Annotated in this window: 16 protein-coding genes and 1 riboswitch; of the genes, 12 read left to right on the top strand and 4 right to left on the bottom strand. The window is 50.8% G+C overall.

The window, feature by feature from the left end; genetic code table 11:
• The first annotated feature begins 50 nt into the window (after nucleotides 1-50).
• From HMPREF9412_RS02860 to HMPREF9412_RS02835, 7 genes are all read left to right on the top strand, one after another.
• The gene (locus tag HMPREF9412_RS02860) at nucleotides 51-2,171 is read left to right on the top strand and encodes an ADP-ribosylglycohydrolase family protein (RefSeq protein ID WP_009589811.1); all 2,121 of its coding nucleotides are present in this window, start codon (nucleotides 51-53) and stop codon (nucleotides 2,169-2,171) included.
• A 19-nt stretch (nucleotides 2,172-2,190) separates the two neighbouring features.
• On the top strand, nucleotides 2,191-3,102 hold the full coding sequence (gene rbsK / locus HMPREF9412_RS02855) for a ribokinase (protein WP_009590049.1): 912 nt from the start codon (nucleotides 2,191-2,193) through the stop codon (nucleotides 3,100-3,102).
• Nucleotides 3,103-3,251: 149 nt separating this feature from the next.
• On the top strand, nucleotides 3,252-3,437 hold the full coding sequence (locus tag HMPREF9412_RS31910) for a hypothetical protein (RefSeq protein ID WP_074961828.1): 186 nt from the start codon (nucleotides 3,252-3,254) through the stop codon (nucleotides 3,435-3,437).
• Nucleotides 3,438-3,676: 239 nt separating this feature from the next.
• Nucleotides 3,677-4,225: a nucleotidyltransferase family protein gene (locus HMPREF9412_RS02850; protein ID WP_009590047.1), complete on the top strand. Its 549-nt coding sequence runs from the start codon at nucleotides 3,677-3,679 to the stop codon at nucleotides 4,223-4,225.
• Between the two features lie 108 nt (nucleotides 4,226-4,333).
• Nucleotides 4,334-5,041 (top strand): class I SAM-dependent methyltransferase, encoded by a 708-nt coding sequence (locus HMPREF9412_RS02845; RefSeq protein WP_009590037.1) that lies wholly within the window; start codon nucleotides 4,334-4,336, stop codon nucleotides 5,039-5,041.
• Nucleotides 5,042-5,043: 2 nt separating this feature from the next.
• On the top strand, nucleotides 5,044-5,502 hold the full coding sequence (locus HMPREF9412_RS02840) for an NUDIX hydrolase (protein WP_009589975.1): 459 nt from the start codon (nucleotides 5,044-5,046) through the stop codon (nucleotides 5,500-5,502).
• Entirely contained in the window at nucleotides 5,499-6,071 is a 573-nt protein-coding gene (locus tag HMPREF9412_RS02835) for a histidine phosphatase family protein (protein WP_009589890.1), read from the top strand. The genes HMPREF9412_RS02840 and HMPREF9412_RS02835 overlap by 4 nt, the downstream gene beginning before the upstream one ends.
• An 84-nt stretch (nucleotides 6,072-6,155) precedes the next feature.
• On the opposite strand, the gene HMPREF9412_RS02830 is transcribed toward HMPREF9412_RS02835, so the two are convergent.
• Nucleotides 6,156-7,406, bottom strand: coding sequence for a methyl-accepting chemotaxis protein (locus HMPREF9412_RS02830; RefSeq protein WP_009589820.1), 1,251 nt, complete (start codon nucleotides 7,404-7,406; stop codon nucleotides 6,156-6,158).
• A gap of 183 nt (nucleotides 7,407-7,589) precedes the next feature.
• Entirely contained in the window at nucleotides 7,590-8,312 is a 723-nt protein-coding gene (locus HMPREF9412_RS02825; protein WP_036671102.1) for a class I SAM-dependent methyltransferase, read from the bottom strand.
• A gap of 143 nt (nucleotides 8,313-8,455) precedes the next feature.
• On the opposite strand from HMPREF9412_RS02825, the gene HMPREF9412_RS02820 reads away from it, so the two are divergent.
• Nucleotides 8,456-9,154, top strand: a complete 699-nt coding sequence (locus HMPREF9412_RS02820; RefSeq protein WP_036671101.1) for a nucleotidyltransferase domain-containing protein — start codon at nucleotides 8,456-8,458, stop codon at nucleotides 9,152-9,154.
• 117 nt (nucleotides 9,155-9,271) lie between these two features.
• On the top strand, nucleotides 9,272-9,367 hold the full coding sequence (locus tag HMPREF9412_RS31905; protein ID WP_015736424.1) for a hypothetical protein: 96 nt from the start codon (nucleotides 9,272-9,274) through the stop codon (nucleotides 9,365-9,367).
• Between the two features lie 73 nt (nucleotides 9,368-9,440).
• On the opposite strand, the gene HMPREF9412_RS02815 is transcribed toward HMPREF9412_RS31905, so the two are convergent.
• Both HMPREF9412_RS02815 and HMPREF9412_RS02810 read right to left on the bottom strand, forming a co-directional pair.
• The gene (locus tag HMPREF9412_RS02815) at nucleotides 9,441-10,043 is read right to left on the bottom strand and encodes a YkoF family thiamine/hydroxymethylpyrimidine-binding protein (RefSeq protein WP_009589863.1); all 603 of its coding nucleotides are present in this window, start codon (nucleotides 10,041-10,043) and stop codon (nucleotides 9,441-9,443) included.
• Nucleotides 10,044-10,127: 84 nt separating this feature from the next.
• A riboswitch (TPP riboswitch) is annotated at nucleotides 10,128-10,230 on the bottom strand.
• A 183-nt stretch (nucleotides 10,231-10,413) separates the two neighbouring features.
• Complete coding sequence (locus HMPREF9412_RS02810) at nucleotides 10,414-11,016, bottom strand: nitroreductase family protein (protein ID WP_009589776.1); 603 nt, start codon at nucleotides 11,014-11,016, stop codon at nucleotides 10,414-10,416.
• Between the two features lie 519 nt (nucleotides 11,017-11,535).
• Here HMPREF9412_RS02810 and HMPREF9412_RS02805 point away from each other — a divergent pair.
• Genes HMPREF9412_RS02805 through HMPREF9412_RS02795 form a run of 3 tightly spaced genes read left to right on the top strand, consistent with a single transcriptional unit; the run spans nucleotide 11,536 to nucleotide 14,181 of the window.
• A complete protein-coding gene (locus HMPREF9412_RS02805) occupies nucleotides 11,536-12,489 on the top strand; it encodes an ABC transporter permease (protein WP_009589824.1) in 954 nt (317 codons plus the stop codon).
• On the top strand, nucleotides 12,479-13,426 hold the full coding sequence (locus HMPREF9412_RS02800; protein ID WP_009589942.1) for an iron chelate uptake ABC transporter family permease subunit: 948 nt from the start codon (nucleotides 12,479-12,481) through the stop codon (nucleotides 13,424-13,426). Before HMPREF9412_RS02805 ends, HMPREF9412_RS02800 begins: the two co-directional genes overlap by 11 nt.
• Nucleotides 13,423-14,181: an iron ABC transporter ATP-binding protein gene (locus HMPREF9412_RS02795; RefSeq protein WP_009589818.1), complete on the top strand. Its 759-nt coding sequence runs from the start codon at nucleotides 13,423-13,425 to the stop codon at nucleotides 14,179-14,181. The genes HMPREF9412_RS02800 and HMPREF9412_RS02795 overlap by 4 nt, the downstream gene beginning before the upstream one ends.
• Nucleotides 14,182-14,215 lie beyond the last annotated feature (34 nt).

Here is a 14,215-nt window from a genome sequence, read left to right as displayed (position 1 = left end):
ATTGGAACTCAGCGGATGTATAAGAATGGTTGAAACAGGAGGGAGAGCAAATGATACCTAAACATTATGTAGAGACGGTATATGCGGGATTCATCGGCATGAACATTGGCATAAGGCTCGGTGCTCCCATCGAACCGGTAGCCTGGACGTATGAACGCATTCGGGACGTATACGGCGATATCCGGGATTACGTGAAGCCGTACAAAACCTTTGCCGCCGACGATGACGCAAACGGTCCGGTTTTCTTTATTCGCGCGCTGTATGACGATGCGACGGACCGTGAGCTTTTGCCGGAGGATGTGGGCAAGGCATGGCTCAATTACGCTAGGGAAGGGATCGGCATGTTCTGGTGGGGCGGCGAGGATATCAGTACCGAGCACCGCGCCTATGTGAATCTGCGCAAAGGCATCCCGGCCCCTCGTTCCGGTTCGATCGAGGTCAACGGCACGGAGATGGCGGAGCAGATCGGCGGCCAGATTTTCATCGATTCCTGGGGTCTGCTGTTCCCGGGGCAAGCGGAAAAAGCAGCGGATTACGCGGAAAAAGCGGCCAGCGTCTCCCACGACGGCAACGGGCTGTATGGCGCCCGCTTCATGGCCGCTTGCATAGCCAAAGCCTTTAATGCTTCATCCATGGATGAGATTATCGCGGAAGGCCTGCGCATGATTCCGGATGACTCCACCTATGCGCGCGTGGTCCATGCGGTGATGGACTTCCACCGGGAGCAGCCTTCCGATTTCCGCGCTTGCCGCCAATATTTGGAGGACCACTGGGGATACGATAAATATACGGGCGTATGCCACATTATCCCGAATGCGGGCGTGTGCGCGCTTGCCCTTCTGTATGGCGAGGGAGATTTTGCGCGCACGGTCGAGATCGCGTCGATGTGCGGCTGGGACACCGATTGCAATGCAGGCAATGTGGGAACGATCCTCGGCGTTTACGGAGGTCTGGCGGGAATCCCGGATCATTACCGCAAGCCGATCAATGACTTCATCGTGGCTTCCAGCGTGTCCGGCTATTTGAATCTGGTGGATTTTCCGACATTCGCCAAAGAGCTTGCTCTGCTTGGGTATCGTCTTAACGGAGAGAAAGCACCTGAAGAGCTGGTTCGTCGGGTGAAGCAGGGCGAGGTATACTTTGATTTCGACCTGCCGGGATCTACGCATGGCTTCCGGACGAGCCATTCCTTCAAAACGCCGGTCGTTCGCCATTCGACGAAACAGGTTTATGACAGCAGAGGATCGCTGGAAGTGGTTTTTGACAGACTGGTTGAAGGCGACAGCAGCAAAATCTATTTCAAACCGTTCTACCGGCGCGCCGAGTTCAACGATGAGAAGTATAAGCCGACCTTTGCGCCGCTGGCCTACAGCGGACAAACCGTATCCGCCCACATTTATGTGGATCAGTGGGAAGGCGAACCGGTTACCTTGACTCCGTATGTGCGCAATACCTATACGCAGGAGGATGTGCGTTTGGCTGCGTTGACTCCCGTGTGCGGAGAGTGGAACGCGGTGCAATTCGTCATCCCGGATACGGATGGTGCCATGATCGATGAGATCGGCTGGATCTTGGAGAGCCCGTCGCCGCTCTTGAACCGTGCCATCGGAAGTTTGTTCGTCGGGCAATTCCGCATCGCGGGGGCTTCAGACTATACGATCGATTTTGCCAAGCAGGCCAAAGAGTTCGCTTCCGTCACCCCATTCTCGCATCATCGCGGGAAATGGGAACTGCGTGACGGTGCCCTGCATTGTTCCTCTGAAGGGGATACCTCGTCCTATTCCGGCAATTATTATGCCGGCGATATGGAGATTGAAGCGACCATCAAGCCGATATCCGGCACCAGCCATTGTGTTATTGCAAGGGCGCAAGGCGTCATGCGTCATTATCTGGCCGGCTTCGACGGCCCGAACTCCGTATCGTTTATCAAACAGGATTTCGGAATCAAGCGTTTGATTACGGCAAAATACGATTGGGCATTGGGTAAAGAATACCGCCTGAAGCTGGTGTCCGAGAGGGACAGGTTCATCTTGTATATTAATGGAGAGAATGTGCTGGAATGCAAGGAAACCGCCTATGCTCACGGCATGTTCGGTTTTGGTTGTCTGGAGGATGGCGAGAACGAGATCAAGGAAGTTCGCGTCCGTACATTCGAGCCGAAGCCGGTTTAACAGAAGGGAGCGGTTAAATTTGCGCAAGCTGGTTGTCATTGGAAGCATTAATATGGATGTTGTAAGTAATGTTGCGCAGTTTCCCCAGCCGGGGGAAACGATTCACAGCAGGGACGCACAGTTTTTTCCCGGAGGCAAAGGGGCAAATCAAGCTGTGGCCGCAGCCTTGGCAGGTGCTGATTGCAGCATGGTCGGCGCCGTGGGACTGGATCCCTTTGGAAGCACTTTGGTTGCTTCCTTGGAGGAGCGCGGCGTTGGCGTCTCGTCCGTTCTCACCAAGGCAGGCACATCCGGAATCGCGATCATCACGGTCAACGAAGAAGGCGAGAACTATATCGTGCTCTCGGAAGGAGCCAATGGGCGGCTGACCGAAGAGGATGTTGCCGCCGAAGTGAACTGGGACGGCGTATATGCGGTGCTGCTGCAGAATGAAATTCCGTGGGAGACGACACAGCATGTCATCCGATCGGCCAGCAAGGCAGGCGTTCGCGTCTGGCTGAATCCGGCCCCCGCGCGAACGATTCCGCACGAGGTGTTTCCGCTGCTGGATACTTTGATTGTAAACGAAACGGAAGCAGGCGTGGTTAGCGGTCTGAGGGTGGAGGACGCGGCTTCGGCCGAGGCTGCTGCAGCATCGATCATCGGAAGAGGTACCTCCAACGTGATCATCACCCTTGGCGAGTTAGGGTGCTTCTATGGAAATGCACGCGGCGAGCGATTTAACGTTCCGGCTTTCCGCGTCAAACCCGTGGATACCACGGCGGCAGGGGATACCTTCATCGGTGCTTATGCGGCGGCTCGCACGGAGGGGCTGGATACGGAAGCAGCGCTGCGGTTTGCGACCGCAGCTGCTGCATTGACGGTGACCCGTCCGGGCGCTCAATCCTCCATACCGGCTAAGGAAGAGATTGTGGCGTTTATGAATACATGAATCATGCTGCTTAAGAGAGGGCGTTTACGGATGCCTTCTCTTTTTGTTATATATTGCAAGATTCCATGGGAGCTGCCGACATGTTATGCCGAACCCTTTCATATATGTAAGAGTGACGATAATGAATCTATGAAATGGGGTATCTGTTCATGGCAAAACAAAAAAGAGGCAAATCCTTGTGGAACCTACCAACTCGCGCACGCGGCACATGCCCGGTGTGCAAGAGTACCCGGACCAAACTGTTGTATCCTCGGACCAAATCGGACGGGACTGCCCTGAAAGTGTGCAAGCGCTGCGACGGGGCATCGCAGGAGCGGGTGGATGCGGCTGTGTAAGCAGCTTCCCGATACAAGGAGGGACTAGAAGTCAGGGATTATTTGGAATATAATAGTTTTATCTAAGAGTGCATAGGCCGTTTTCCTCGTGAAGCGGTCTATGCTTTTTTACACGGATTAAGGTTCTCAGGGGCATACTCGCGCATATTCGGCGGGGTTCGTAAACGTGAGGGACCTGGAGACGACACAATTACAAGCAAGCTGGGATTCATATCAACCATTCATGGGCGGTGAAAGGCATGTTAGAGGAACGGTTAAAGGAATACATAAGGCAGCACAAGCCATTGATGGCGGATTTGGGCATCGTTCGGGATTTAGCCCTGCCGCAATGTTATATTGCCGCAGGTTACATCCGAAATTATGTATGGGACATCCTGCATGGATTAGACGGGACGGACCGGCATACCGATATCGATGTCGTTTACTTCGATTCGGATGATGTGTCCGAAGAACGGGATGCTGCCCTGGAACAGCACTTAAGGACCTCGACGGCGAACCCGAAATGGTCGGTCAAGAATCAGGCCAGAATGCATGCCAAGAACGGAGACGAGCCCTATCATTCGACCCATGCAGCGCTAACCCATTGGCCGGAGACGGCCACCGCGGTCGGGGCCAGACTGAACGTCGCAGGGGAGCTTGAGCTTTGCTGTCCTTACGGATTGGAGGATTTATTCGCGCTTCGGGTTCGAAGAAGTCCTAACTTTGATAAGCGGAGCTATTACTTGGAACGGGTACGCAAGAAACAATGGAAGAATCAGTGGCCGCGTTTAGCGATCATCGAGGATTAGAAAAGAGTTTGCCAAGTAAGAGATACGTTGTTCGGCAAGGATTTAGGCATTCTTATGTGGAATTTGTTAGAAAGCGGCTGATAACGGCAAAAACAAGGGGTTATAACATTGAATATATTCGACCGTGCGCGAGAAAAGGAAAAGTCGTATCACGAGAAATTGTATGAAGATGCCGTATTGTTTGAACCTGGGAGCTGGTTGGTCAAGCCCGTTCAGACGGTCCTGGATCATTTGGACTTTTTGCCGTTTCCGGATATGCGGGTCCTGGATCTGGGATGCGGCGTCGGGCGCAACAGTATCCCGGTTGCGCAGCGGATCCAATCGGCGAACGGGCAGGTCATCTGCGTGGATTTGCTGCCATCGGCTATCGACAAGCTGGTGCAGTATGCCGCGATGTACGGCGTAAGCTCAAGCATCGAGGCACTTGCAGCAGACGTAGAGTTTTACGAAATTACCGAGGCGTCATATCATTACATCATTGCCTGTTCATGCCTGGAGCATTTGAGCTCGGAAGAAGCCTTCGTATGTAAGGTCAAACAAATGCAGGCTGGAACCGTGGACCAGGGCATTCACTGCATCATGATGAGTACGGAAGTGAAGGAAATCGATCGGGAGACTGGTTTGGAGGAAGAAGGGTTAATCGAGTTGAATCTGTCGACCGAAAGGGCCCTTTCTATCCTTGACGAGCTGTATTCGGAATGGGAAATCTTAACGAGGCGGCAGGTGCAGCAGGATATTCAAGAAGTGAAGGATGGGAGAGACGTTCTATTCCGAAGTCGATGGATGACCTTTACTGCGAGAAAAGGAGGGGATTGACCATGGTGAAACATACGCATCTCGGCGTTTATGGAATACTGATTCAGCATGATCATATCCTGTTGATCCAGAAAGCGAGAGGGCCGCATAAGGGGAAGTGGGATTTACCAGGCGGCTCGATCGAGTTCGGCGAAGGGCCGGAGCATACCCTTCAGCGCGAATTTATGGAGGAAACCGGACTTGGTTCAATTAAGGGAAGCATTCGGACGGCCGTCTCTTATACGATCGTGTATCAGTATGAAGCGAATCAGATGGAAGAACTGCATCATATCGGCATAATTTATGATGTCGAGCTGCTGGATGACCAAGCTAGAATCCAAACGGGCGGTGACGGTCAAGACTCCTTGGGAGCCCAATGGATTCCGATTGACACACTGGGATTGCTGCCGTTAACGCCGTTTGTCGAGATGATGATGGAGCCCGATTTAGAGACGAGTCCAAAAGCGGGGATCGAAGAATGACGATTATATATTTTGTGAGACATGCGGAATCGCCATTTATCGTGGGGATGGAACGGTCTCGTGGATTGTCGGCGCAGGGATCGCTTGCTGCGGAGCGAATAAAGGAGATGCTGCTGGATGAAGGGATTGACGCGATCCTGTCGAGCCCTTATCAGCGCGCCAAGGACACGGTCCAACCATTGGCGGACGCTTTAAGATTACCGATTGTGGAGCAGGAGGACTTAAGAGAACGGATGGCCGGCGATTTTCATGGACATTCCTTCCTTGATGCCAAAAAGAAACTGTTCCAGGATCCGGCCTTCTCCTTCCCCGGAGGGGAATCCGGTAAAGCCGCGCAAAGCCGTGCGATCCGGGCCTTCGAGATCATTTTGAATGCATATGGAGGCAAGCGGGTAGCGATCGGCACGCACGGCGATATCATGACACTCATACTCCAGCGTTATGATGAGCACTTCGATTATCATTTTTGGCTGGGAACGACATTGCCTGATATTTACCGCGCCGAATTTGAGGAAGGGCGGCTTGTGAACCTTGCGCGGTTATGGAGCGAGCGTCAAGAGATAGGATGATAAAAAGGCCAAGAATCTCGTTAGATTCTTTGGCCTTTAAGTTTAGATGCGATAAATGCGAGCTTATGTAGACTGACTCGCTGCTTAAAATTTGAAAATGTTGATGGTTTTCTGCAGCCGGAAAACGGCGTTATTCATCGCTTCCGCTTCTTCAGCCATCTTCTGGATCGACGAGATGCCTTCGTTCATGGAGGCCGACACTTGCTCCGTTCCGGCAGCGGATTGCTGCGTGATCGCGGATATATTCTGAATCGCGGAAGAAATGCTCTGCGCGCTATCCAGCATGGACTGGCTTTCCTTAGAGAAAGCGGCGATCTGATCCGAAATATACTGCACGCTGTTTACGATCTCCATAAACACAAGCTCTGCTTCGCGGATCATTTCGGTCTGCTGCCTGACGACCTCCTCATTGATTTTGATGTTTTGGGACGCGTGTTTGATGTCCGATTCGATGCTCCGAACGAGATTGAATACTTCCCGGGTTGAAGACGTAGATTCTTCGGCCAGTTTACGCACCTCCTGGGCGACAACGGCAAAGCCTGCGCCATGCTCGCCAGCTCTGGCCGCTTCGATGGATGCGTTCAGGGACAACAGGTTGGTCTGATCGGCAAGCTCGGAGATCGTCTCCGTAATCTTCGTGATTCCTCTGGCGCTTTGGGCCAGCGCATCGATGGATTCCGAAACCTTGGCCGTGGCATCAATGTTTCGCTGCATCCCTGCAGACTGCTTGGCTACCGAATCCCTTCCTTGTTCAACCAGTCCCAGCGTTTCGATCGACCGGGTATTCATTTCTTGGGTCGAATGCGTATAATTGCTGACCTTCTCTTCGATCTCACGGATGGAGTGCGTCATTTCGGATACGTCTTCCGAAATTTCGTTGGCGCCGACGGCCAGCTCGTTGGAGGAAAGGGAGACTTGATTCATCACTTGAATAAGCTCCTGGTTTTTAATCGAGATGCTTGAGCTTGACGTCATCACCTGACGGGTGATATCCGAGGTTTCCTGCAATATTTTGCGAAGCTTGTCCACCATGCTGTTGAAGGTTCTGCTCAGATCGTTCATGCCTCCAACCTCCTCCACCTGGAAGGTGAAGTCGCCTTTGGCGATTTTGGCGGAAACGCTGGAAATTTCCGCGAAGGAGTTCGTAAGCGTTTTCTCAATGAGACGAGAAAGAGGAAAAGTAAGCCCGGTTAGTACCACGACGATGACCACGCCAATGATTGCTTTACCCATCAGAATAAACGCAAGCAGCATGGGTACCGCAAACAAAGCGGCAATGAGATAACAGGCTGCGGTGATTTTTTGAGACATAGGGAGTCTGTTGAACCATGCCATAAGAATGAGTCCTCCTCAACAACATAGGATATATTTACCATGATTATAGCATCGACGGGCTAAACTAGATATAACGAATTGACAAAAAGTGTTGAATTAGGTCGAAAGAACTGAGTGTGATGGAAGTGAGGGGAAGCATAGCCATATGCAGATCCCCTCTTGATGCATAGATATGAAGCCGGATTATTTCACGGCACGAAATAAGGCGGAAGCGAGAAAATCGGTATTATCCAGAATCATGCGGTCATGCTTGAACAGCGTTTCCCAGAGCGCAGCATCGAACAGGAGTCCTTTATCGCGCTGCTCAAACGCATCCAGATGACGGGTTTGCTCTTCCTTTAATTGCTCGTTGAAGTGGTTGTACTCCAAAAATTCTGCCTGCTTAAAACCGCAAGACATGAGGGCCCCCGCCCATTCTTCCTTCATCATCAGATTAGGAATGCCGAAGAATTCGAGCAGCTCCTTAAGCTTCGGCTTCGGCATCGGCTTATCCAGCAGCAGTTCCCTGTCCAGCAGGACGCCTCCGCGATCCAGAACGCGGTAATATTCGGGCAGCGATTTCGAGGTATCCGTAAATACGGTGACGGACTCGGCCATGATCAGATCAAACCGGTTGTCTTCGAAAGGCAATGCGCATACATCTGCCTGCAGGAATTCTACGTCCATACCCATGGCTTCGGCTCTTGCGCGGGCTTTCTTGATCATATTTTCGTTCAAGTCAATGGCGGTCACTTGATAACCCATCTCCGAAAGATGGCAGGCTGTTCTGCCGGTTCCGCACCCTACCTCCAAAATGCGGCTGCCCGGTTGAATGGGATAATTCTTCAGCATTCTGAGGGTTGCCTCGAATCCTCCCGGGTGGGCACTGCCCATGCCTAATCTGGAGAGCATGTGAATGTAATTCATCTCATCTATCCCTTCTTCCTTCATCGTCAATGCGGGTAATCGTTTATTTACCATATGATTCAGGTACGTTTGGGGTTTTCGTTGAATTTAATATTTTGAGCCCTTTTTTGTGGCGGATGAGAGAATTAATGGAGGAAACGTCCATGAGACTGGAACCGACGGAGGCAGCGATACGCGTCATGCAACGAAATTATCCCGACTGCTTGCTTGCCGTACTTGGCGGCAGCGCGAGCAGTGGCGAATATAATGAACAATCCGATCTGGACATCATCGTCATTGAACGGGACGGACATGACTTCAGCAGGAAGACGATCGAAGCGCATGGCTGGATCGCGGAAATATTCATATTGTCCTTATCCTCCTATCGCGAATATTTCGACGTGGGAGTGCTGGCGGCGAATCCGTCTTTACAGCGGATGGTCGCCGAAGGTACGGTGCTGCGTTCGTTGCCTGAGGGAGAAGAGGTTCGGGCGGATGCCCGGAGTGATTTGAATTACGGCCCCATGCCCTTGTCGCCGAGCGATATTGCCGAATACCGCTACATGCTAACCGAGTTTTTGCTGGACTTGACAAGTCCCCGCAGAGAAGGCGAAAAATGGTTTACGGTACACAAAATAGCATCGACTCTATGCGAATTCGTGCTGAGGGCAAACCGGGAGTGGACGGGTGAAGGGAAGATGCTGTTCCGTTTGTTCAACGGCTATAGCCCAGCCATGGGGGATCGACTGGAGGCAGCGCTTCTGGCGATTTATCGGGAGGACGATCCTTCGGACCTTATTGCAGTGACGGAGGAAGCGCTCAGCCCGTACGGAGGCAAGCTGCTGGTCGGTTATGAGGAATAAATAAGCCCTGCATAAAAAAAGAGGGGGGTACATTAGCCGTGACGCTCGCCCGCCACAAGCAATAAGATAATAACGTGATTAACTCACGTCATTCTTTTAAATCCAGGAGGGATCTTCATGAGCGGAGCATACGGCGGCGCATGGGGCAATTCAGTAGGAACTATATTGGTTCTCTTTATCCTGCTCGTAATCATCTTGAGTGCTTGGGTTTAAACACCGTCAATATTCTTGCCTGCAATCGATAAAGGCCCGGCGCTTGCCGGGCCTTTATCTGTTGGAAAGGACCTTAAGCTTTGGATTTGGGAGATGGGCTGTGGGCCGAAACCACCGCGGTCATGACCAGATGGCTGCTGTCGGATTGAATCGCATGTTGGAACGCGTCTTCGAGTGATCCGAACACCCGGGACAACGCCCCGTCCAATCGGCTGGCGTAATGAACGCTTCCGCCGAATGTGCCCGCTGCCTTCGCACGATCCACTTCTGCGTAAATGACATCCATGTAATCGGCGCTACCCATCGGGTAAAGCGCGAATTGGCAGGCCGTTTCGATATCGGCGTGTTCCCCGATATCGTGGTTTAAGCGGGTCGAATCCTCGTCCATATACGCATCGGCATCCGTATCGCCTGGGCAGCCGATAGAATAAGTACCGTTAAACACCGTGTGCACGCCGCTAGCCGCGGCATGAGCGAATATCGCTCTCGTCACATCAAACACATGCTCCGCACGTCCGCGAATACAAGTGCTTACATCATCCGTTTGGATCCAGACCTTTTCCGAATCCACGGAACGAAGCGCCTCCGTGATCACTTCCACGAACCGATCCGTCATGGGAAATACCGAGAACCGGCATCCCACGATCCGGCTCGTTCCGCATACAAGCTCATTCATAAATTTTTTCCTCCCCATTGTATAAGTCCACGCAAAAAAACCGCACCCCATGAAGAAGTGCAGTTATGCCTACGCAAAAAAATAAACATAAATGCTACACTTCCCCACGCTAGTATGATCTAGATCGGGTGATAAGGGTTAACGGCAGCCCGCCGTCTCTCAGCACATGGCACCCCTAGTACAGCCAAACATCAAATATGCAGTTGGTAATCAAGCTGGCTCCAAGAACTTCCGAAGATCAGAAGGCGAAAGGCCTGCTTCCTGTGTTATTGTATCGTTTTGGCGGCAGGTTTTCAATGGCAGGGCACCATAAAAAAGCCGCCTGCTCCAATCCTCTGGACTTGGATAGGCGGCTTATGCCGGCTACGGCTTACTTGTATACCTTCACGCGATCTTCAAGCGGCGCAAATTCTTTTTCGCCCGGATCTGCAACCGGTTTGCCGAAAGGCATTTGAGCGATCAGCTTCCAGTTTTCCGGAATGTTCCATTCGGACTTCACTTTCTCGTCGATCAACGGGTTGTAATGCTGGAGGGATGCGCCCAGGCCTTCTGCCTCGAGGGACGTCCATACCACGAATTGCAGCATGCCGTTGGATTGGTTCGACCAAACCGGGAAATTGTCGGCATACAGCGCGAACTTTTGCTGCAGGTCGGCAACTACGTTATTGTCCTCGAAGAAGAGAACCGTGCCGTATCCAGCGCGGAATGCGCCCATTTTTTCAGCTGTGGATTTGAAAGCCTCTTCGTCTCCGACAACTTCTTTCAGAATGCCTTCGGTCAGGTTCCACAGTTTGTCATGCTGTTCGCCAAGCAGTACAACGACGCGTGCGCTTTGGGAGTTGAAAGAAGACGGAGTATATTTAACGGCTTCATTAACAATCTCCTGGATGCGTTCGTCGGAAATGACCGGGTCTTTGCTGATGGCATAATGGGAACGACGATGCTTAAGTGCTGCTGAAAAATCTTTAGACATTGAAAAAACCTCCTGATGTAATCATGTTTGCATAAGCCTGATAACAAAGATGTCCTTTAATTCAAGCAAATATGCATGTTGAGTTGAATTGCTGTCGTTGAATTATCATTTCACATTAACTTACGTTTAGTTAGAAATAATAATTATGTTAGCATATTAATATAACTTAGAGGTATTGTCAACGCTTCGAAGGAAAGTTAATTTATATTTTTTATACCCGGTTACTGAGAATTAAATCAGCTTCCAATATGTATGTATTTCGGGAACCCCGAATCTAAGCAGCTCAGCCTCAGCGATATAAAATTGATCTCGGCGAAACTCCATATTATGAACAAATCATGAACAAATGATACTTGGATGAACAAATTAAATGATTTTCATTCTCAATTATACTTGTCGACTGAGAATGAGAATGATATAATCCATATCAGAACGCAATTGATAATCAATCTCAATGAGAATGGTTGGGGAATTGCTGACTGCCGGGTTTCGACAGACATACGCATAGAAGGAAGAGCCATGAAGATTAGATACTTATTCGCAGCCGTTGTGGTACTCTCCATAATTTCGTTATTTATTGGAGTTAAAGAAATCTCGCCACTGGAACTGTTCTCGATGACAGAACAACAACAGCATATTATGCTTGTAAGCCGGATTCCCCGGCTTGTCAGCCTCATATTGGCGGGTGTCAGCATGAGTATCTGCGGATTGATCATGCAGCAGCTCAGCCGCAACAAGTTCGTATCGCCGACGACGGCGGGCACTATGGACTCCGCCAGATTGGGGATCTTGGTCGCCATGCTCGTCTTTACGACAAGCGGCCCGCTTATCAAAATGCTCGTGGCATTCGTATTCGCGCTGGCAGGAACCTTTATCTTCATGAAGATACTGGATCGGATCAAGTTCAAGGACGCGATCTTCATCCCGCTGGTAGGACTTATGTTCGGTAATATCGTCAGTTCGGTCGCGACCTTCTTTGCCTACAAATATGATCTTATACAGAATATGTCGGCTTGGCTGCAGGGCGATTTCTCCATGATCATGAAGGGCCAGTATGAAATGCTGTATCTCAGTATCCCGCTTGTGATTCTGGCTTACCTGTTTGCCAACAAGTTTACGGTAGCCGGAATGGGAGAGGAATTCGCAACCAACCTGGGACTTCATTATCGGCGAGTCGTGAACCTGGGATTGGTCATCGTTGCGCTGGTTACGGCTTCCGTTGTGCTGACCGTCGGCGTGATTCCGTTCCTTGGTCTGATCATACCTAATATTGTCAGTCTGTACTTAGGGGACCACTTGAAAAAAAGCCTTTCGCATACCGCGCTGCTGGGGGCCGGGTTCGTACTGTTCTGTGACATCCTTGGCCGGATCATCATTTATCCCTATGAAATTCCGATTAGTCTGACCGTGGGCGTACTCGGAAGCGGTATATTCATTTTCTTACTGATGAGGAGAAAGGATTATGACTTATAAAGCCAAACTCGGCCTGTTGGCCGCGGCGGCAATCATCCTGGTGGCAGTCTTTCTGTTCATTGATCTTGGCGGCAATTGGGATTACGCCCTTCCAAGACGAATCAAGAAGGTTCTTGCCATTATTCTGACCGGCGGGGCGATCGCTCTGTCTACCACGGTGTTTCAAACGGTCACGAATAACCGGATACTGACGCCAAGCGTGATGGGATTGGATTCCTTGTATATCCTGATCCAGACGACCGTGATCTTTGTCTTCGGTTCCTTCACGCTGTATAAACTGGGCAGCAATGTTAACTTTTTGATCAATGTCGGCGCGATGATCCTGTTTGCCGGGATCCTATATAAGATTTTGTTTCAGAGGGAAGGAAACAATATTTACTTCCTGCTGCTGATCGGCATGATATTTGGAACCCTGTTCTCCAGCATGTCTTCCTTTATGGAAGTGCTGATCGATCCGAACGAGTTCCAGTACGTGTCCGACAAGATGTTTGCCAGCTTCAACAATGTGAAGACCGAGCTTCTCATCCTGTCCGTCATAGTCGTTGCGCTGACCCTGCTGTATTTTGCCCGGTTTGCCAAGTACTTGAACGTACTGTCGCTGGGCCGTGACCAGGCGATCAACCTGGGCGTAAACTATGATTACGTTGTGAAGAGGCTTCTGATCGTGGTCGCGGTTCTCATTTCGGTGGCCACCGCATTGGTAGGACCGATCACGTTCCTTGGACTGCTTGTGGTCAACGTCGCTTATGAATTCATGAAAACATACCGGCATTCACACTTAATCACGGCGTCCATTCTGATTAGCATTATCGCCTTGGTGGGCGGCCAACTGGTGGTAGAGCGGGTGTTTACGTTCTCTACTACGCTAAGCGTCATCATCAACTTCATCGGCGGCGTTTACTTCATATACCTGCTACTAAAGGAGAGTAAAGCATGATCCAGGTTACGAACGTATCGAAAGTCTATGGCGGCAAAAAAGTCGTTGATAACGTGTCGGTTACGATCCCGAAAGGTCAAATTACGTCCTTTATCGGCCCGAACGGTGCCGGTAAGAGTACTTTGCTGTCCATGATTAGCAGACTAACGGGCAAGGACAGCGGTCAAATTACGGTGGACGGCAAAGAGGTCAGTCAATGGAAAAGCGGGGACCTGGCGAAGAAGGTTTCGATTCTGAAGCAATCGAACCATATCAGCCTCCGCCTGACGGTGCGCGAGCTTGTATCCTTCGGGCGTTTTCCATACTCCCAAGGCCGATTGAACGCGGAAGACGAGAAGTTCGTGGATGAAGCCATCTCCTATATGGAGCTTGAGGATATGCAGCATAAATATCTTCATCAGCTCAGCGGCGGTCAGACCCAGCGTGCTTATATCGCGATGGTCATCGCCCAGAACACGGAGTATATCCTGCTGGATGAACCTCTCAACAATCTGGACATGAAACACTCCGTACAGATTATGAAGATTCTCCGAAAGCTTGTCGCCGACCTGAACAAAACGATCGTGATCGTGATTCATGACATCAACTTCGCTTCCTTCTACTCGGATTACATCGTGGCCTTGAAGGACGGAGCGATTGAAAGCGAAGGGAAAACCGAGAACATCATTCAGAGCAATGTTCTTCGCGGCATCTACGACATGGACATCGAGATCGAAGAGATTAACGACAATCGGGTGTGCGTATACTACGGTTAATCGTCAAGGATTCGGGATTTGAAAATATGATATG

The sequence above is a fragment of the Paenibacillus sp. HGF5 genome (genome assembly GCF_000204455.1).
GTDB lineage: Bacteria > Bacillota > Bacilli > Paenibacillales > Paenibacillaceae > Paenibacillus_AQ > Paenibacillus_AQ lautus_A.
This window is presented reverse-complemented; position numbering and strand designations above follow the sequence as displayed.